General features: G+C 69.2%; 14 protein-coding genes. 8 read left to right on the top strand and 6 right to left on the bottom strand.

Annotated features, from left to right (window positions below; all coding sequences use genetic code 11):
• Positions 1–128: 128 nt before the first annotated feature.
• From typA to AB0M26_RS12570, 7 genes are all read left to right on the top strand, one after another.
• A complete protein-coding gene (gene typA / locus AB0M26_RS12600; protein ID WP_365258813.1) occupies positions 129–2,060 on the top strand; it encodes a translational GTPase TypA in 1,932 nt (643 codons plus the stop codon).
• Between the two features lie 262 nt (positions 2,061–2,322).
• Positions 2,323–3,363 carry a PP2C family protein-serine/threonine phosphatase gene (locus AB0M26_RS12595; RefSeq protein WP_365258810.1) on the top strand — a complete coding sequence of 347 codons (1,041 nt, stop codon included), beginning with the start codon at positions 2,323–2,325 and terminating at the stop codon, positions 3,361–3,363.
• 194 nt (positions 3,364–3,557) lie between these two features.
• Entirely contained in the window at positions 3,558–5,174 is a 1,617-nt protein-coding gene (locus tag AB0M26_RS12590) for an ABC transporter substrate-binding protein (RefSeq protein ID WP_365258807.1), read from the top strand.
• 4 nt (positions 5,175–5,178) lie between these two features.
• A complete protein-coding gene (locus tag AB0M26_RS12585; protein ID WP_365258804.1) occupies positions 5,179–6,102 on the top strand; it encodes an ABC transporter permease in 924 nt (307 codons plus the stop codon).
• The gene (locus AB0M26_RS12580) at positions 6,095–7,030 is read left to right on the top strand and encodes an ABC transporter permease (RefSeq protein WP_365258801.1); all 936 of its coding nucleotides are present in this window, start codon (positions 6,095–6,097) and stop codon (positions 7,028–7,030) included. Before AB0M26_RS12585 ends, AB0M26_RS12580 begins: the two co-directional genes overlap by 8 nt.
• 11 nt (positions 7,031–7,041) lie before the next feature.
• Positions 7,042–8,022: an ABC transporter ATP-binding protein gene (locus AB0M26_RS12575; protein ID WP_365258798.1), complete on the top strand. Its 981-nt coding sequence runs from the start codon at positions 7,042–7,044 to the stop codon at positions 8,020–8,022.
• Positions 8,015–9,070: a dipeptide ABC transporter ATP-binding protein gene (locus tag AB0M26_RS12570; protein ID WP_365258795.1), complete on the top strand. Its 1,056-nt coding sequence runs from the start codon at positions 8,015–8,017 to the stop codon at positions 9,068–9,070. Before AB0M26_RS12575 ends, AB0M26_RS12570 begins: the two co-directional genes overlap by 8 nt.
• 116 nt (positions 9,071–9,186) lie before the next feature.
• Here AB0M26_RS12570 and AB0M26_RS12565 read toward each other — a convergent pair whose 3' ends face one another.
• From AB0M26_RS12565 to AB0M26_RS12545, 5 genes are all read right to left on the bottom strand, one after another.
• Entirely contained in the window at positions 9,187–10,296 is a 1,110-nt protein-coding gene (locus AB0M26_RS12565) for a dipeptide ABC transporter ATP-binding protein (RefSeq protein WP_365258792.1), read from the bottom strand.
• 11 nt (positions 10,297–10,307) lie between these two features.
• A complete protein-coding gene (locus AB0M26_RS12560; protein WP_365258789.1) occupies positions 10,308–11,369 on the bottom strand; it encodes an ABC transporter ATP-binding protein in 1,062 nt (353 codons plus the stop codon).
• 11 nt (positions 11,370–11,380) lie between these two features.
• On the bottom strand, positions 11,381–12,358 hold the full coding sequence (locus tag AB0M26_RS12555; RefSeq protein WP_365258786.1) for an ABC transporter permease: 978 nt from the start codon (positions 12,356–12,358) through the stop codon (positions 11,381–11,383).
• A 104-nt stretch (positions 12,359–12,462) separates the two neighbouring features.
• The gene (locus tag AB0M26_RS12550) at positions 12,463–14,259 is read right to left on the bottom strand and encodes an ABC transporter substrate-binding protein (RefSeq protein WP_365258783.1); all 1,797 of its coding nucleotides are present in this window, start codon (positions 14,257–14,259) and stop codon (positions 12,463–12,465) included.
• A 96-nt stretch (positions 14,260–14,355) separates the two neighbouring features.
• Positions 14,356–15,384, bottom strand: a complete 1,029-nt coding sequence (locus tag AB0M26_RS12545; RefSeq protein WP_365258780.1) for an ABC transporter permease — start codon at positions 15,382–15,384, stop codon at positions 14,356–14,358.
• Between the two features lie 388 nt (positions 15,385–15,772).
• On the opposite strand from AB0M26_RS12545, the gene AB0M26_RS12540 reads away from it, so the two are divergent.
• Positions 15,773–16,759 (top strand): hypothetical protein, encoded by a 987-nt coding sequence (locus AB0M26_RS12540; protein ID WP_365258777.1) that lies wholly within the window; start codon positions 15,773–15,775, stop codon positions 16,757–16,759.
• 209 nt (positions 16,760–16,968) lie between these two features.
• Here the strand turns inward: AB0M26_RS12540 and AB0M26_RS12535 are convergent, their stop codons facing one another.
• Positions 16,969–19,095 carry a prolyl oligopeptidase family serine peptidase gene (locus AB0M26_RS12535; protein ID WP_365258774.1) on the bottom strand — a complete coding sequence of 709 codons (2,127 nt, stop codon included), beginning with the start codon at positions 19,093–19,095 and terminating at the stop codon, positions 16,969–16,971.
• Positions 19,096–19,323 lie beyond the last annotated feature (228 nt).

Genomic DNA, 19,323 nt, shown 5'->3' with positions numbered 1-19,323 from the left:
ACATGGCTGCCGAACGGGGTTTCGCGCGGGGCCCGTACCATGGGACGAGCCGAGGCTGGTCCGCCCGGCGGGGCGTACGAGGAATCCAGACGCCGCATCCCACGATCCGAGAGAAGCGCACTCCACCCATGCCTCAAGGACAGCGCTCCGCGCAGGCCGTATCCACCCGGGACGACATCCGCAACGTCGCCATCGTCGCCCACGTCGACCACGGCAAGACGACCCTCGTCGACGCCATGCTCAAGCAGGCCGGCGCGTTCGCCGCCCACCAGCAGGTGGACGACCGGGTGATGGACACAGGCGACCTCGAGCGCGAGAAGGGCATCACCATTCTCGCGAAGAACACCGCGGTCAAGTACCACCCCAAGGAGGGCGGTGACCCGGTCACGATCAACATCATCGACACCCCCGGCCACGCCGACTTCGGCGGTGAGGTCGAGCGCGGCCTTTCGATGGTCGACGCGGTCGTGCTGCTCGTGGACGCCTCCGAGGGCCCGCTCCCGCAGACCCGCTTCGTGCTGCGCAAGGCGCTCCAGGCTCGTCTGCCGGTCATCCTCTGCATCAACAAGACCGACCGCCCGGACTCCCGGATCGACGAGGTCGTCAACGAGACGTACGACCTGTTCCTGGACCTGGACGCCAACGAGGACCAGATCGAGTTCCCGATCGTCTATGCCTGCGCACGCGACGGGATCGCCTCGCTGACCAAGCCCGACGACGGGAGCGTCCCCGCCGACAGCACCAGCCTGGAGCCGTTCTTCACGACGCTGCTGGAGACCGTTCCCGCGCCGCGGTACGACGAGGCCGCCCCGCTCCAGGCGCACGTCACCAACCTGGACGCGGACAACTTCCTCGGCCGTATCGCCCTCCTCCGCGTCGAGCAGGGCGAGCTGCAGAAGGGCCAGACCGTCGCCTGGATCAAGCGTGACGGCTCCGTCCAGAGCGTTCGTATTACCGAGCTGATGATGACCGAGGCGCTGACCCGCAAGCCGGCCGAGAAGGCGGGCCCGGGCGACATCTGCGCGGTCGCGGGCATCCCGGACATCATGATCGGCGAGACCCTGGCCGACCCTGAGAACCCGGTCGCGCTGCCGCTCATCACGGTCGACGAGCCGGCGATCTCCATGACCATCGGCACCAACACCTCACCGCTCGTCGGCCGCGGGGGCACCGGCAAGGGTGCCGACGCCAAGGCCGCCGTCAAGGACCGCAAGGTCACCGCCCGCCTGGTCAAGGACCGCCTGGAGCGCGAGCTCGTCGGCAATGTCTCGCTGCGCGTCCTGCCCACCGAGCGCCCCGACGCCTGGGAGGTCCAGGGCCGCGGTGAACTGGCGCTGGCGATCCTCGTCGAGACCATGCGCCGCGAGGGCTTCGAACTCACCATCGGCAAGCCGCAGGTGGTCACCAAGGACGTCGAGGGCAAGACGTACGAGCCGGTGGAGCGCATCACCATCGATGTGCCCGAGGAGCACATGGGCGCGGTCACCCAGCTCATGGGCACCCGCAAGGGCCGGATGGACAACATGTCCAACCACGGCTCCGGCTGGGTCCGTATGGAGTTCGTCGTGCCCTCCCGCGGGCTGATCGGTTTCCGCACCGAGTTCCTCACCCAGACCCGCGGCACCGGCATCGCGCACTCCATTCACGAGGGCCACGAGCCGTGGTTCGGCGATCTGCGCACCCGCGCGTCCGGCTCGCTGGTCGCCGACCGCTCCGGTGCGGTCACGGCGTTCGCCATGACCAATCTCCAGGAGCGCGGCACGCTCTTCGTCGAGCCGGGCACCGAGGTGTACGAGGGCATGGTCGTCGGTGAGAACTCCCGCTCGGACGACATGGACGTGAACATCACCAAGGAGAAGAAGCTCACCAACATGCGGTCCTCGACGGCCGATGTGACCGAGTCGATCGTCCCGCCGCGCAAGCTCTCGCTGGAGCAGTCGCTGGAGTTCTGCCGGGACGACGAGTGCGTCGAGGTGACGCCGGAGACCGTCCGTATCCGCAAGGTCGCTCTCGACCAGCGGGAGCGGGCCCGGGCCGCCTCCCGCGCCAAGCACGCCTGACCCCGCCGCGCGCCCCGGCTCGGCCGTCCGCCGCGTTGCCGGATCAGCCGAGCAGGCCTGGCGTGTGAGAAGGAGTGGTCCTCGATCGGGCCTCTTCGGCATCGCATCGGGCGGGCCGGCGGTCGTGGCCGCCCATCCGGTCGGGCGCCCTCCGAATGCAGGCGCACGGGTGCTGCGGTGGACTGGGGCGGTGGCCGAGAGCGCGAGCACTCCGCGGGGGACGCGGTCGTACTTGCCGAGCCCGCGCACATTCCTCCTGTGGATGGTGGGGCTGAGCGCCGTCATCATGCTCGTGGGCCTGGCGCTCGGGCATGTCTCGCGGCTGGCCACCGTGCTCGTCTTCCTGCCCGCGTATGCCGCCGGGGTCGGCACCGTACGCCAGACGGCCATCGCCGCAGTCTGGGTGACGCTGCTGGTCTCGGGCTCCTTCGTCGGCCCGCACGGGGGCGAGAACAACTCCGTCACCGCGTTCGTCGTCACCGGCGGACTCGGGGCGCTGGCCGTCGCGACCGCCGCCGAGCGCGTGCGGCGGGAGACCGAGCTGTCGCGCGTCCGCACGGCCGCCGTCGCGCTCCAGCAGCAGCTCCTGCGGCCCCTGCCGCTGCGCACCGACCAGGTGGTGGTGTACGGGCTCTACGCACCGCTGGAGGAGGACAAGCTGGTGGGCGGCGACATCTACGAAGCCGTCTCCTCGCCGTACGGGACCCGGTTGCTCATCGGTGACGTGCAGGGCAAGGGGCTGCCCGCGATCGGGGCGGGGTTCGCCGTGCTCGGCGCGTTCCGGGAGGCGGCGCACCGCGAGCCGACGCTCACGGCGGTCGTCGCCGCCATGGAGAGCGCGGTCGTACGGCACAACGCGTTCGCCACCGGGACCGGCGAGGCCGAGCGCTTCGTCACCGCGCTCGTCATCGGCATCGACTCCGGTGCGGCGGCACACGTGGTCAACTGCGGCCACGGGGAGCCGTATCTGGTGCTGCGCGACGGCTCCGGGCCGGTCGCGCTCGACGAGGCAGCCGGGGTGCCGTTGGGACTGGACTCGCTGTCCCAGCGCCCCCGTACGGTCCAGTGGTTCGCGTTCCCCGACGACGCGAGCCTGGTGCTGTTCACGGACGGCATCACCGAGGCGCGCGATCGGGACGGCGTCTTCTACCCCGTCGGCGAGCGCCTGGACGGCTGGCGGGGGCTCGGGCCCGACCGGCTGGCCGAAGCGCTGCGCGCGGATGTGCTCCGGTACTCGGCGGGAAAGCAGCGGGACGACATCGCGGTGCTGGCCGTTCGGCGGTTGCACGGCACGCGGTCGTGACGGCGGCCGGGGGCGGCACGAGACCTGGTCCCTTCCGCTCCCCGTGGCCTGTGTGAGGGAGGGCCGCTCACGCATCCGGGGGGTTCTGGGCCGCGACCCGCGCGGGCAGCCCCGACCAAGGTCGGTATGAGCCATCTTGGGGTGTTATTTCGTTATCAGTGACTGCGGTTCTCCGAGCACGAGGAGGCACCACCATGCGCCGAGCCACCTTTGCCACACGGGCCGCCGGTGCGATGGCCCTCGCGCTCACCGCGACCGCCTGCGGCGGCGCCGGCTCCACGGGCGGCCCGGCGGTCCTGAGTTCTTCCTGGGGCGACCCGCAGAACCCGCTCGAACCGGCCAACACCAATGAGGTGCAGGGTGGCAAGGTCCTCGACATGGTCTTCCGCGGGCTCAAGCGGTACGACCCGACGACCGGCGAGGCGAAGAACATGCTCGCCGAACGCATCGAGTCCTCCGACGCGCGGAACTTCACCGTCACCGTCAAGGACGGCTGGACCTTCAGCAACGGCGAGAAGGTCACGGCCCGTTCGTTCGTCGACGCCTGGAACTACGGCGCGCTGATCGACAACCAGCAGAAGAACGCGTACTTCTTCGAGTACATCGACGGCTACGACAAGGTCCATCCGGAATCCGGGAAGGCGACCGCCAGGACACTGTCGGGGCTGCGTGTGAAGGACGACCGGACCTTCACCGTCAAGCTCACCCAGAAGTTCTCGACCTGGCCCGAGACCCTCGGCTACCCGGCCTTCGCGCCGCTGCCCCGCGCCTTCTTCGACGACCACGACGCCTGGCTCGACAAGCCCGTCGGCAACGGCCCGTACACGATCGAGTCCTACACCAAGGGTTCCGCGATGCGCCTGCGGAAGTGGGCGGACTATCCGGGTGAGGACAAGGCGCAGAACGCGGGAGTGGACCTGAGGGTCTACACCGACAACAACGCCGCGTACACCGATCTGCTCGCCGGCAACCTCGACCTCGCCGACGACATCCCGGCCTCCCAGCTCAAGAACGTCCGGCGCGACCTCGGCGACCGCTACATCAACCAGCCGGCCGGCATCATCCAGACCTTGTCCTTCCCCTTCTACGACAAGAACTGGGGCGCGGGGAAGGAGAAGCTGCGCATCGGCATCTCCAAGGCGATCGACCGCAAACAGATCACCGAGCAGATCTTCCAGAAGACCCGGACCCCGGCCAGCGACTGGACCTCGCCCGTCCTCGGCGGGCAGGGCGGGTACAAGGCGGGCCTGTGCGGGGAGGCGTGCGAATACGACCCGGCCGGGGCGAAACGGCTCATCAAGGAGGCGGGCGGCCTCCCCGGCGGACGGATGACCCTCACCTCCAATGTCGACACCGGCTCGCACCGCACCTGGATGGACGCCGTCTGCAACAGCATCAACAACGTGCTGGGCAACGACCGGGCCTGCACGGTCGATCCGGTGGGCACCTTCGCCGACTACCGCAACCGGATCCACAGCGGCAAGATGTCCGGCCCCTTCCGGACCGGCTGGCAGATGGACTACCCGCTCATCCAGAACTTCCTCCAGCCGCTCTACTACACCGACGCCTCGTCCAACGACGGCAAGTGGAGCGACCAGAAGTTCGACCAGCTCGTCAACGACGCCAACGCACACGGCGTGCAGGACCGTGCCGTCGCCACCTTCCAGGACGCGGAGAAGATCCTCGCCGAGAAGATGCCCGCCATCCCGCTCTGGTACCAGAACGGCAGCGCCGGCTACACCGAGCGGCTCTCCGGCGTCGTCCTCAACCCGTTCAGCGTCCCCGTCTACGAAGAGATCGAGGTCGGCTGAGCGCATGGGGCGCTACGTCATCCGGCGGCTGCTGCAGATGATCCCGGTGTTCATCGGCAGCACCTTCCTGATCTTCTTCATGGTCTACGCGCTCGGCGACCCGGTCGCGGCCCTCTTCGGCGACCGGGCACCGGATCCCGCCACCGCGGCCCGTATCCGCCACGAGCTCTACCTCGACCAGCCGCTCTGGCGGCAGTACGGGCACTACATGGGCCAGATCTTCCGGGGCGAGTTCGGTACCGCGTTCAACGGCCAGCCGGTCACGGAACTGATCGCCGAGTCCTGGCCCGTCACCCTTCGGCTCACGCTCGTCGCTGTGGCCATCGAGCTGGCCATCGGCGTCGTCCTCGGTGTCCTCGGAGGGCTGCGGCGGGGCCGCACCGTGGACACCGGCGTTCTCTTCCTCACCCTCGTCGTCATCTCCGTACCGACCTTTGTGACCGGCTATCTGCTGCAGTTCCTCTTCGGAGTCAAGTGGGGGCTCATCAGGCCGTCCGTTTCTCCCGAGGCACCGGTCGGCGAGCTGCTGCTGCCGGGGATCGTGCTCGCCCTGGTCTCGCTCGCCTACGTCACGCGCCTCACCCGCACCTCGATCGCCGAGAACAGGGCCGCCGACTACGTACGGACCGCCGTGGCCAAGGGACTTCCGCGGCGCCGCGTCATCACCCGCCATCTGCTGCGCAATTCGCTGATCCCGGTGGTCACCTTCATCGGCACCGACATCGGCACCCTGATGGGCGGCGCCATCGTCACCGAGCGGATCTTCAACATCCACGGCGTCGGCTTCCAGCTCTACCAGGGCATCCTGCGCAACAACGCGCCGACCGTCGTCGGCTTCGTCACCATCCTCGTGATCGTCTTCCTGCTGGCGAACCTGCTCGTCGACGTCCTCTACGCCGTACTCGACCCGAGGATCCGCTATGTCTGAGGAGACGATCGAGCGTCCCACCGGCCCGGCCCCGGCTCCCGGCGGTCCCGGGACCGCCGTTCCGTGCCCTTCCGCCAACGTGCCCGCGCGCAGCCTGTGGTCCGACGCCTGGCGCGACCTGCGCCGCAACCCCGTCTTCCTCGTCTCGGGGCTGCTGATCCTCTTCCTGGTGTTCATCGCCCTGTGGCCGCAGGCGATCGCGAGCGGCAACCCGCTCCAGTGCGATCTGTCCAAATCGCAGGCGGGCTCCGCGCCCGGCCATCCCTTCGGCTACGACACCCAGGGCTGCGACGTCTACACCCGGACCGTCCACGGAGCCCGCGCCTCCCTCGTCGTCGGCCTCTGCGCCACCGCCGGCGCCGCCCTGCTCGGCGGGCTGCTCGGCGGGCTCGGCGGGTACTTCGGCCGTTGGGGCGATGCCCTGCTCTCCCGTACGGCCGACATCTTCTTCGGCATCCCGGTCGTGCTCGGAGGACTGGTCCTGCTGTCCGTGGTCACCAGCTCCACGGTGTGGCCGGTGGTCGGCTTCATCGTGCTGCTGGGCTGGCCGCAGGTCTCACGGATCGCGCGCGGCGCGGTCATCACGGCCAAGGAGAACGACTACGTGCAGGCCGCCCGCGCGCTCGGCGCCAGCCACACCCGGCTGCTGCTGCGGCATGTGGCACCCAACGCCGTCGCGCCGGTGATCGTCGTCGCCACCATCGCGCTCGGCACGTACATCGCGCTGGAGGCCACGCTCTCGTACCTCGGCGTGGGCCTGCGCCCGCCGACCGTCTCCTGGGGCATCGACATCTCCAACGCCGCGCCCCAGATCCGCAACGCCCCGCACATGCTGCTGTGGCCCGCGGGCGCGCTGAGCGTGACCGTGCTCGCGTTCATCATGCTCGGCGACGCGGTGCGCGACGCCCTCGACCCCAAGCTGCGCTGAGGAGACCGGAGATGACGACGCTGCTCGACGTACGCGATCTGCGGGTGGAGTTCCGTACGCGCGACGGGGTGGCTCGTGCCGTCAACGGTGTCTCGTACAGCGTCGACGCAGGAGAGACGCTGGCCGTGCTCGGGGAGTCGGGCTCCGGCAAGTCGGTGACCGCACAGGCGATCATGGGGATCCTCGACAGCCCGCCGGGCCGGGTGACGGGCGGACAGGTGCTGTTCCAGGGGCGTGATCTGCTGACGATGGACCGGGAGGAGCGGCGCAGACTGCGTGGCGCCCGGATGGCGATGATCTTCCAGGATGCGCTCTCGGCCCTGAACCCGGTGCTGAGCGTGGGGTATCAGCTCGCGGAGATGTTCCGCGTCCACGACGGGGCGCCCCGGAAAGAGGCCAGGGATCGGGCCGTGGAGCTGATGGAGCGGGTGCGCATCCCGGCGGCGCGGCAGCGGGCGGGCGACTATCCGCACCAGTTCTCGGGCGGTATGCGGCAGCGGATCATGATCGCGATGGCGCTGGCCCTGGAGCCCGACCTGATCATCGCGGACGAGCCGACGACCGCGCTGGATGTGACCGTCCAGGCCCAAGTCATGGATCTGCTCGCCGAGTTGCAGGACGAGTACAAGATGGGACTCATCCTGATCACCCACGATCTGGGCGTGGTCGCGGACGTCGCCGACAGGATCGCGGTGATGTACGCGGGCCGGATCGTGGAGACCGCCCCGGTCCACGATCTCTACAAGCGGCCCGCCCACCCGTACACCCGGGGCCTGCTGGACTCGATCCCGCGCCTGGACCGCAAGGGTCGGGAACTCTCCGCGATCAAGGGGATGCCGCCGAGCCTGCTGGGCATCCCGCCCGGCTGTCCGTTCAACCCGCGCTGCCCCCGTGCCCGCGACATGTGCCGCCAGGACGTACCGGCGCTCCAGGTGGTCGCCGAAAACCGGTGGAGCGCCTGCCACTTCTGGAAGGAGACGCTCGATGCCTGAGGCGCCCGAGGCGATCCTCCAGGCGCGCGGCCTGGTCAAGCACTACCCGCTCACCCAAGGCGTCGTGGTCAGGCGCAGGATCGGCGCGGTGAAGGCCGTCGACGGGATCTCCTTCGACCTCCACCGGGGCGAGACGCTGGGCATCGTGGGCGAGTCCGGCTGCGGCAAGTCCACGCTCGCCAAGCTGCTGGTGAACCTGGAGCGTCCGACGGCGGGCGAGATCCGCTACCGCGGGGAGGACGTCACCCGGCTGTCGCGACGCGCGCTGAAGGCCGTACGCCGCAACATCCAGATGGTCTTCCAGGACCCGTACACCTCACTCAACCCGCGGATGACGGTCGGCGACATCATCGGCGAGCCCTTCGACATCCATCCCGAAGTGGCGCCCAAGGGGGACCGGCACCGGCGGGTGCAGGAGCTGCTGGACGTCGTCGGGCTCAACCCGGAGTACATCAACCGCTATCCGCACCAGTTCTCCGGCGGCCAGCGGCAGCGCATCGGCATCGCCCGCGGGCTGGCCCTGCGCCCGGAGATCATCGTCGCGGACGAGCCGGTCTCCGCGTTGGACGTCTCCGTCCAGGCCCAGGTCGTCAACCTCATGGAGCGGCTGCAGGACGAGTTCGGGCTCTCCTACGTCGTCATCGCGCACGACTTGTCGGTCGTCCGGCACATCTCGGACCGGGTGGCGGTGATGTACCTCGGCCGGGTCGTGGAGACGGGCACCGACGAGGAGATCTACGACCACCCCACCCACCCGTACACCCAGGCCCTGCTCTCCGCCGTACCCGTCCCCGACCCGGAGGGACGCGAAGGGCGCGAGCGGATCCTCCTGCAGGGCGACGTGCCCTCACCGGCCGACCCGCCCTCGGGCTGCCGCTTCCGTACGCGCTGCTGGAAGGCGGAGGAGCGCTGCGCGCGGGAGACACCGCGGTTGGCCGTACCGCCGGCGTTCCGTAAGGCGGAGGGCCCGGTGGCGCACGCCTCCGCCTGCCACTTCGCGGAGGAGCGGGCGGTCACGGGGGTGGTGGCGGGGCCCGCGGAGGCGTGAGGCGAGCACGGGCAACAAGACCGACTCCGCTGACCCTGCGTAGGCCCGCGAAACACCGGGGCCCGTGCCATGGGTGGCACGGGCCCCACTGCTGCTCGGGATCGCGGGAGGGGCTCCTACGCTTCCTCCTCCAGAGCCGCCAGCGCCGGGTCGAGGACGACGTCCTCGCCGCGTGCCGCGATCGTCGGGTCCTCGGGGAAGTGGCAGGCGGTCAGATGCCCTTCCTTGTTGCCACCGATCTGCACGAGCGGCGGCTCCTGCGTCGCGCACTTGTCCTGCGCCTTCCAGCACCGCGTACGGAAGCGGCAGCCCGAGGGCGGGTTGATGGGCGAGGGGACGTCACCGGCGAGGCGGATGCGCTCGCGCGTGGGCGTCTCGTCGTCCAACTCGATCTCGGGCACGGCCGAGAGGAGCGCGTGCGTGTACGGGTGGCGGGGCTGGTTGTAGATCGAGTCCCGGTCCCCGACCTCCACGATCTTGCCCAGGTACATCACGGCGACCCGCTGCGAGAAGTGGCGGACCACCGCGAGGTCGTGGGCGATGAAGAGGAACGCGATGCCCAGCTCCCGCTGGAGTTCCTGGAGCAGATTGACGACCTGCGCCTGGATGGAGACGTCCAGCGCGGAGACCGGCTCGTCCGCGACGATCAGCTTCGGCTCCAGCGCCAGCGCGCGGGCCACCCCGATGCGCTGCCGCTGACCGCCGGAGAACTCGTGCGGGAAGCGGTTGTAGTGCTCGGGGTTCAGACCCACGGTCTCCAGCAGTTCGCGCACCCGGTTCTCAAGGCCCCCGGGCGGGTTGATCCCGTTGACCTCCATGGGGCTCTTGATGATCGTGCCGACCGTCTGCCGCGGGTTCAGCGACGAGTACGGGTCCTGGAAGATCATCTGTATCTCGGAGCGGATCGGGGCGAGCTTCTTGCGGTCCGCCCGCGTGATGTCCCGCCCACGGTAGGTGATCTTCCCGCCGGTCGGCTCCAGCAGCCGGGTCAGCAGCCGGCCGGTGGTGGACTTGCCGCAGCCGGACTCGCCCACCAGGCCGAAGCTCTCGCCCTGGTGCACAATCAGGTCGACGCCGTCCACGGCCTTGACCGCACCGACGGTGCGCTTGATCGGGAATCCGCCCTTGATGGGGAAGTGCTTGGTCAGGCCCTCCACCGTCATCAGGGGCTCACCCGGCGCCTGAGCGGCGCCGCGGGGGGTGGGCAGGGTGAGTTTGTCGGTCACGGTGAATCTCCCTAGCCCAGCCGGGGCTTGATCTGCTCGACGAAGATGGTCTCCTTCTGCTCGCCCGTCAGGTGGCAGGCCGATCCGCGGCCCGCGGGCAGCACGGGGCGCTCACCGGAGCACCGTCCGCCGCCGACCTCGGAGGCGAACGCGCAGCGCGGGTGGAAGGGGCACCCGCTGGGCGGGTTCAGCAGGCTCGGCGGGCTGCCGGGGATGGAGAGCAACTGCTCCTCCGTTCCGGAGGACAGCCGGGGCATCGAGCCGAGGAGACCCCAGGTGTACGGGTGCCGCGGCGTGCGCAGCACCTCCTTGACCGTGCCGCGTTCCACGGCGCGGCCCGCGTACATCACCAGGATGTCGTCGGCCATGTTGGCGATGACACCCAGGTCGTGGGTGATGAAGATGATCGCCGAACCGAACTCCTGCTGCAGATCCTTGAGCAGGTCGAGGATCTGCGCCTGCACGGTGACGTCCAGCGCGGTGGTCGGCTCGTCCGCGATCAGGAGCTGCGGATTGCAGACGAGCGACATCGCGATCATCGCGCGCTGCCGCATACCGCCCGAGAACTGGTGCGGGTAGTCGTCCACTCGCAGCTTCGGTTGCGGGATGCCGACCTTGTCGAGCATCTCGATCGCACGCCGCTTCGCCTCGCGCTTGGAGGCGCCGGTGTGCTTCATATACGGCTCGGCGATCTGGCGGCCCACCGTGTAGTACGGGGACAGCGCCGTCAGCGGGTCCTGGAAGACCATCGCCATCTTGTTGCCGCGGAGCTTCTCCAGCGTCTTCTCCGGCGCCCCCGTCAGCTCCTGGCCGTCGAGCACGATTTCGCCGGTGACCGTCGTGGAGGCCGGGTTGTGCAGGCCCAGCACCGTCAGGTTGGTGACGGACTTGCCGGAGCCGGACTCGCCGACGATGCCGAGCGTCTGGCCCCGCTCGAGGTCGAAGGAGAGGCCGTCGACCGCCTTGACGATGCCGTCCTCGGTGGAGAACCGCACGTGAAGGTCGCGCACGGACAGGAAGGCGTCCGACCCGGTCGGTACGGGCTCGCCCTCGGTCTTGGTGAGTGTGGTCACGGGTCGGTCTCCTAGGACAGGCGCACGCGCGGGTCGATGTAGGCGTACACGGCGTCCACGATGATGTTGAACAGAAGGATGAACGCGGCGCTGAAGAGCATCACGCCCATCGTCAGCGGCAGATCCTTGTTCTGCACCGACTGCACCGCGAGGCGTCCGATGCCGGCGAGGCTGAAGGTCGTCTCCGTGACGATGGCGCCACCGAAGAGCGCGCCGAGGTCCATGCCGAGGATGGTGACGATCGGGGTGAGCGAGCCGCGCCAGGTGTACCGGTAGAACACGTAGTTCTTCGACATGCCCTTGGCGCGCGCCGTACGGACGTGCTCCTCCTGCATCTGCTCGATCAGGGTGGAGCGCGACATACGCGTGTACTGCGCGGTGAAGATCGCCGCCATCACGCACCACGGGATCAGCAGCCCGATGAACCAGCCGCCGGGATCCTCGGAGATGGGTACGTACTTGGGGTTGTCCAGCCAGCCCGTGCTGTAGACGAGGAGGCCCAGCACGATCGGGCCGAGGAAGTAGATCTGCATCGAGCTCAGGACGAGCGAGACCGAACTGACCGTCTTGTCGGTCATGGTGCCCTTGCGGCGGGCGGCGATGATGCCGGCGCCGAGGCCGACCGTCAGGAAGACCGCGAGGCCGCCGACGGTCAGGGAGAGGGTCATCGGGAAGCGGTCGATGATCGTGTCCCAGATCATCAGGTTGTTGTTGAAGGAGACGCCGAAGCAGGGGGCGCTGCAGTGGCCGACGGCGAAGTCGCGCCCCGCGACGATGCCCTTCATGAACTCCCAGTACTGGACCGGGACGGGCTGGTCGAGGCCCAGGTTCTGGTGGATGATCTTCAGCGCCCCCGGGGTGCAGTTCTTCCCGCATGCCAGCATGGCCGGGTCCTGTGGGATGGCGAAGAAGAGGAAGAACGTGAACGCGCTGATCAGGATGAGGATCACGACGGCGCCGAACGTCCGGCGTACGAGGAATTGAAGCATCGGTTCGCTGCTCTCGGGACGGCGGCTGCTGGGAGGTGGGCTTGCCAGGGGGGCGCCCGCTCCGCCGGGGCGGGCGCCCCCTGGTTCCTAGCTACGTACTGCGGTTACTTCTTGAGGAAGATCCGGTTGATGTCGGTGTAGCTGGTGTCCGAGTTGTAGCGGGCACCACCGATGTTCGAGCCGTAGATCTGGAACTGCTTGGTGAAGTAGATCGGCGCCGCCGGGTTGATCTTCTCCACGATGTACTTGTGGAGCTTGGTCCACTCGGCCGTCGCCTTCTCCGGGTCGGTGATCTTCGCGATGCGTGCGATCTCGGAGTTGACGTGCTTGTTGTTCAGGTGCGTGTAGTTCGACGCACCGTCCTGGATCTGCGAACCGTCGAAGGACGGCGGGATGACGGTCGAGGCGGACGCCCAGTCCTGGCCCCAGCCGGTCATGTAGACGTCGTAGCCGTTCTTGACCTTGCCGACCTGCTCGTACCAGGTGGCGTCGTCGATGTCCTTCTTCTGGACGTCGAAGCCGGCCTTCTCCAGCGCGTTGGTGATGATCACTGCCTGCTGGCCGCGGATGTCGTTGTTGGCGTAGGCGTAGACGAGCTTCATGCCGTCCTTGCCGGCTTCCTTCAGAAGCTTCTTCGCCTTCTCCGGGTCACCGTTCGGCTTGGCGATCTTGCCGTACGGGTCGTAGCCCTTCTCGTAACCCGGGACGGTCGGGGCGAGCAGACCACCGGCCGGCTCACCGGCGTAGGCGCCACCGTCGGGGCGGATGATCTGGAGGTTCGGCAGCGCGTAGGTGATCGCGTCACGGACCCTCTTGTCCTTGATGCGGTCCATGTTCATGTTGAGCTGCCACACGTACGGCTGGTAACCGCGGATCGTGCGCGCGAAGGCCTTCTTGTCGTTGACGACCTTCTTCGCCTGGCTGACGTCCACCGCGCCGGTGAACATGACGGCGTTCTTGGCCTCGCCGCGGTCTGCGAGGATGCGCTTGGTCTGCTCGGCGTCCTGGACGTTGAACGAGATGTCGAACCCGTCCGGGTACTGGTTGCGGACCGAGTCGGTCTTCGGGTCCCAGTTGGGGTTCTTGACCAGCTGCATGCTCTTGCCGGGCTTGAAGTCGCTGATCTTGTACGGGCCCAGGGCGACCGGCTTGTTGTCGTACTTCTCCTTCGTGTCCGCCTTCTCCGGCACGATGGAGTAGCCGCGCATCGCCAGCATCTGCGGGACGTCGGGCTGGGCCTCCTTGAAGTGGAAGACAATCGTCTTCTTGTCCGGAGTCTCCAGGACGGAGTCCGGCAGGTGCTTGCCCTTGTACGGACCGTCGGGCAGCGCCTTGCGGTAGGTGGTGCCGGAGCCGGACAGCCACTGCTGCAGGTAGATCGGGCCGTCGGTGATGAACGGCGCGTACAGACGCTCCACGGTGTGGCGGACGTCCTTGGACGTGATCTTGTTGCCCTCGGAGTCCTTGATGCCGTCCTTGAGGGTGTACGTCCAGGTCTTGCCGCCGTCCGAGGACTTGCCGGAGTCGGTGGCGAGGTCGCCGACCACGGTCTTCTTGCCGTTCTCGTCCTCGTTGAGCTGCGTGAGCCCGCGGTGGATCAGGCGGCCCAGCAGACCGGCGTCACTGACGTAGATCTGGCCGGGGTCCAGGTGCGAGAAGTCGGCGGTCTGCCACACGGTGACGGTGCCACCGGATTTGGCGCCCTTGACCTCGGAGGCCGGTCCCTCGGACGCCGCGGCGTCCCCGAGTTCAACGGCCTCGGACTGGGCCTTCGCGTCTTCCTGGGTGCTGGACTTGTCCTTGCCGCTGTTGCTGCCGCCGCTGCATCCGGCCAGCGCAAGCGAGCCTGCCGCGAGTGCGACCACGAGAGCGCGTGCTCTGCGCGTAGAGCCAATGTTCATGGCGTCTGGTGCTCCTGTCGGTTGTGATCCATTTGCGCTGCCGTGTCCGGAAGGGTCCCGGCGAAGGGTCGGCAGCCACCCCCCTCGAATGGACGGTTACCGTCCGGACTTCGGGTCGAAGGCATCCCGGACGGAGTCGCCGAGGAGGTTGAAGGCGACCACGAAGATCACCATGGCGATGCCCGGGAAGAACATGTAGGTCGGGTTGGTCTCGTAGATGCGTCCGGCGATGGCGAACATCCGGCCCCAGTCCGGTGTCGGCTCCAGGAAACCGACGCCGACGTACGACAGGAACGCGACCGAGAGGATCGTGGAGGGCAGCAGGTACGTGGCCTGAACGAGGATCGGCGTGACCAGGTTCGGCAGCAGCTCCTTGCGGATGATCCGCCACGGCGATGCGCCGGACACCTTGGCGGCCTCCACGAACTCCCGCTCCCGCAGCGACAGGGTGGAGCTGCGGACCAGGCGGCTCATGCCCATCCAGCCGAGGAACCACAGCACGATGATGATCGCCAGCGCCCGGATGTAGGTCGGCGTCTCGTCCTGCGGGTCCACGAAGACCGCGGTGATCACCGGCATGGTGGCGATGAAGAAGAGCTGGCCCGGGAAGGCCAGGAGGAAGTCGGTGAGCCGGCCGAGCCAGTAGTCGACCTTGCCGCCGTAGAAGCCCCCCACCAGGCCGATGATCACGCCGGTGATCACCATCAGGATCGTCACGACGATGGAGGTGTAGAGAGAGGTCCGCATCCCGTACAGGAGCTGGGTGAAGACGTCACGTCCGAGGTTCGGCTCGAGGCCGAACCAGAACTCGCTCGAGATACCGCCGTTGGCGCCCGTCGGGTCGCCGAACTCGTCCAGCAGGCCCGCCTGCTCCTGCCCGTAGAACGTGTACGGGTCCTTGCCGTAGAGCATCGAGATGACCGGGGCCAGGGCTGAGATGGCGAAGAAGAAGAGCACCACGAGCGCCGATATGACGCCCGTGCGGTCCCGCTTGAAGCGCAGCCACATCAACTGGCCGGGGGAACGGCCCGTGAGGGACGGGTCCTTGCCCGAGCTTTTCTCGGGAGTCGTCGGAACCGTCGCTGCGTCGGCGGTCGTACCAGCAGCTTGGGTTGGGCTCGTCATTGGCTTCATGCCCCCGGAGGCGAAAATTGTTTGACACAGAAGAGCAGCGGGTCGCGCTGTTGATTGACCGGAACTCTTACGAGCTAATCAACGCGCGTCAAGAGGCAAAGCGGTGGGGAACGTCCGACTCTTCGCTTCTTGAGCGAAGATTTCGCAGATCGACGTCCCGGCGTGCTTGACACCGGTCCGTCGTGCCAGGACATGGCGGATAAATCCTGACCAACTTCGTTAACGTACTAGCAACTTCATTGACGCAACTCCGATATACGGACGCACCACCGTGGAGACCGTACGGCCGTGCGGGTGCCGTAGACCGGCCGGGGCGGGCTGGGGCCCTCCCCGGCCGGTCGCTTGTCGAAAGGCCGCCTTGCGGGGTAGAACCGCAGGCATGGGACAGGGGCGCACACTCGTGCGCGGAGCACGCCTATTCGGGGCATTCGCCTGTGCCCTGCTCGCGTTGATCGAACTGATGTGGATCATCCAGGACTTCACGGCGGCCGCCGAGCCCGTGGACGTGTGGTGGCTCTGGGCCGGTATGCCCTCCCGTGCGGAAGGGGGCATTTGGGGCACTTCACTGGTCGATCCCGTGCTCCTCTGCGTTCACGCCGTGGCCGCGTTCATCGCGCTCCAGTCGGCGGCCGCCGCCGCCGGAGCACTCGCATCCGCCGCGGTCGCCACGATGGTCCTGCGTCTCCCCAGCCTGTGGATGCTCCGCTCCGACTGGATGCGGGTGATCGACGACGAACTCCGGTCACGGGCAACACTGACGGCCGCGGCGGGCGTCGTGATCGGGGTCCTACTGCTGCTGACCGTGGCAGCCGGGCGCCGCCCTGCGCCCGGTGAACCGCCTTCGCCCCGGCCGGGCAGGGGCGCCTCGCTCGCCGCCGCTGTCCTGCTGGCCGCGGCCGCGGTGTGCGGAGCCGCCTGGCAGATCAACAGGGCCGGCGAGTGGGGCTGGACCACGTACCGGAAGGTGCTCCTCGGTGACGGTCCGCAGAATGTCTACGCACTTCTCCAGCCGCCGTACGGATGGCTCGGCTGGACGGTCGTCGCACTGAGCCTCGCGGGCGCGGTCGCCGCGCTCCGGCGCACGGGGTTCGCGCGGGCGCTCGGCTCGACAGCGGCCGTGGTCCTGCTCGCCCGCGGGCTCACCGGCATCTCCGCGCAGCAACGCGGCCGGATGCTCGCGCAGTTCGGCGAGCTCTCCCTCCAGGAGCAGTTGAGCGTGGGCACAGCGCTCCTGGAGACCTTCGCCGGATTCGTGGTGCTCGCGGTGCTGGCGCGGCGCGGAGAGCGGCCGGTGCCGGGAGCGGACACAGCCGAGTACGGCTACCGGGAGGACGAGCCGTACGCCGCCCGTCCGCCGCACTGGTGACAGCCGCCGGGGGCGCCCGGCACGCGTCCGCCCACCCCCTCCCGAAGGGCGGGCGGGCGGCGCGCGTCCGGTGAAGTCAGGCGCGTCCAGTGGGGCAGGCGCCGGCGTCTGCCACGCCGGCTGCGGGCGCGGGCGTCTGCCACGCCGGCTGCGGGCGGGAGCTGGGCCACACGCGGCGGGCGGGAGCGTCGGCGTGGAGCGTCGCGGGCTCAGTCCAGACCCAAGGACCGCTTGAGGAAGTCGACCTGAAGCAGCAGCAGATTTTCGGCCACCTGCTCCTGCGGCGTCATATGGGTCACCCCGGACAGCGGCAGCACCTCGTGCGGCCGGCCCGCATCGAGCAGCGCGGAGGACAGGCGCAGGGTGTGCGCGGCGAGGACGTTGTCGTCGGCGAGCCCGTGGATGATCATCATCGGGCGGTGGGTCTCCGCGGCGCCCGAGAGGCCCCCGAACGTGACGACCGAGTTCGCGTCGTAGACCTCGCCCTGCTCGTCCGGGTGGCCGAGGTACCGCTCCGTGTAGTGGGTGTCGTACAGCCGTTGGTCGGTGACGGGCGCCCCCACCACGCCGGCATGGAAGACGTCGGGCCGGCGCAGCACAGCCAGCGCGGCGAGATAACCGCCGTACGACCAGCCGCGGATGGCGACCCGGGTGACGTCGAGGGGATGGTTCCCGGCCAGTGACTGCAGCGCCTCCACCTGGTCGTCGAGTGTCACGCCCGCGAGGTTGTGCGCGACTGCCTTCTCCCATCCCGGTGACTGACCGGGCGTTCCGCGGCCGTCGGCGACGACCACGGCGAAGCCCTGGTCGGCGAACCACTGCGAGGTGAGGTGGGCGTTGTGGGCGGCCACGACGCGCTGGCCGTGCGGCCCGCCGTACGGATCCATGAGGACCGGAAGCGGACCGTCCTCCTCGCGGTAGCCGGTCGGCATCAGCACGGCGCACGGGATGTGGCGCGCGCCGGCCCGGACCAGCCGGGGCGCGGCCGTGAGCACCGGCTTCTCGGCGTACGACGGGATGACCGTCACGGCCTTGCTGTCGTTCAGCACCCGGGCCGTGGCGCCGCTCGTCTCCAGCGAGGCCGAGGAGAGCACCAGGACGGATCCGCAGCGCACGGCCGAGTGCACACCGCGGCCCTCCGAGAGGCGCTCGATGCCCAGCTCGTTGATGCGGTAGACATGGATCTCGCCGGTGCCGGGGTCGTCCGCCTCCGGCCCCGCGGACGCCGAGATCAGCACGTCGTCGGCCGAGACGTCCAGCACCGCCCGGACGTGCAACTGCGGCCCTGTGAGCGGGCGGGCGCCCACGACGAGCACGCGCGCCCCTCCCTCGTCCGCGATCCGAACCAGCCGTCCGTCCGGGGTCCACGCGGGCACACCGGGGAACAGATCCAGCCAGACCGGATCCTCGTCGGCGTGCAGCATCCGCGTCCCGCCGGTCCCCGTGTCGACCGTGAGGTAGAGCTGGTCGCGCTGGTTCCTGGCCTGCACCAGCAGCAGCGGGGGGCCGGCCGGCGACCAGTGCACGCGCGCGAGGTACGGATAAGCGGCGCGGTCCCACTCCACCTCCGTACGGGAGCCGTCGAGGCCGACGAGCAGCAGGCGGACGTCGGCGTTGGCCGTCCCCGCCGCCGGATACGCGACCTCCTGCGGCGCCCGGTTCGGGTGGGTCGGGTCGGAGATCCAAAAGCGCTGCACCGGCGACTCGTCGACCCGGGCGATCAGCAGGCTCTCGCTGTCCGGGCACCACCAGAAGCCCCGGGCCCGGTCCATCTCCTCGGCGGCGATGAACTCGGCCAGCCCGTATGTGACATCGGTCTCGCCGTCACCGGGAGCGGCGAGCGCGCGGTCCGCTGCGCCGTCGGCGTCCACGACCCTCAGCGCACCGCCCGCGACGTAGGCGACGCGGCGCCCGTCCGGCGAGGGCCGCGGGTCCACGACCGGTCCGGGGACGGGGAGTTCACGTGCGGTACCGGCGCGCAGCTCCGCGGTGAACAGCCGGCCGGAGAGCGCGAACGCGGCCAACTCGGCTGCCTCGTCCACCGCGTAACCGACCACCCCCGCGGCCCCCTCCCGGCTGCGCTCCCGCCGGGCCCGCTCCTCGGCGGACAACTCCTCGGACGCGCCGCCCAGCAGGGCCTCGGGATCGGCGGCGATCCGCTCCTCGCCGGAGCCGGGATCGTGCACCCAGAGCAGGTTCGCCCGGTCGGTGCCGCTCCTGGAGCGCAGGAAGGCGACGCGCTCGCCGTCCGGGGAAACGGTGAAGGCTCGGGGGGCACCGAGCGTGAAGCGCTGAGTCCGGGCGTGCTGGCGCGGAAAGGAGATCTGTCCCGTCATGCCCCCAGACCCTATGCGCGGCCCCGCCCCCGGGACACCGCATCGATCTCCTGTCGCTCCGACGGGCGGGGCGGGCGCCCCCGGGCCGACCCGGAACCGTCCGCGGCGGGGCCGTCCGCGGCGGGGCGCTTCCGCCCTGCGCTGGGCGCCCCCCGGCGGCGGATCCGTGCGCCCCTTCTCTGCACCCGTGCACCGATCCATGCTCAGGAGCGGAAAGTTATGATCAGT

It is taken from the genome of Streptomyces sp. NPDC051776 (assembly GCF_040681345.1).
Taxonomy (GTDB): domain Bacteria; phylum Actinomycetota; class Actinomycetes; order Streptomycetales; family Streptomycetaceae; genus Streptomyces.
Note: the sequence above shows the minus strand (reverse complement) of the source record. Positions and strands in the feature narration are given on the sequence as shown.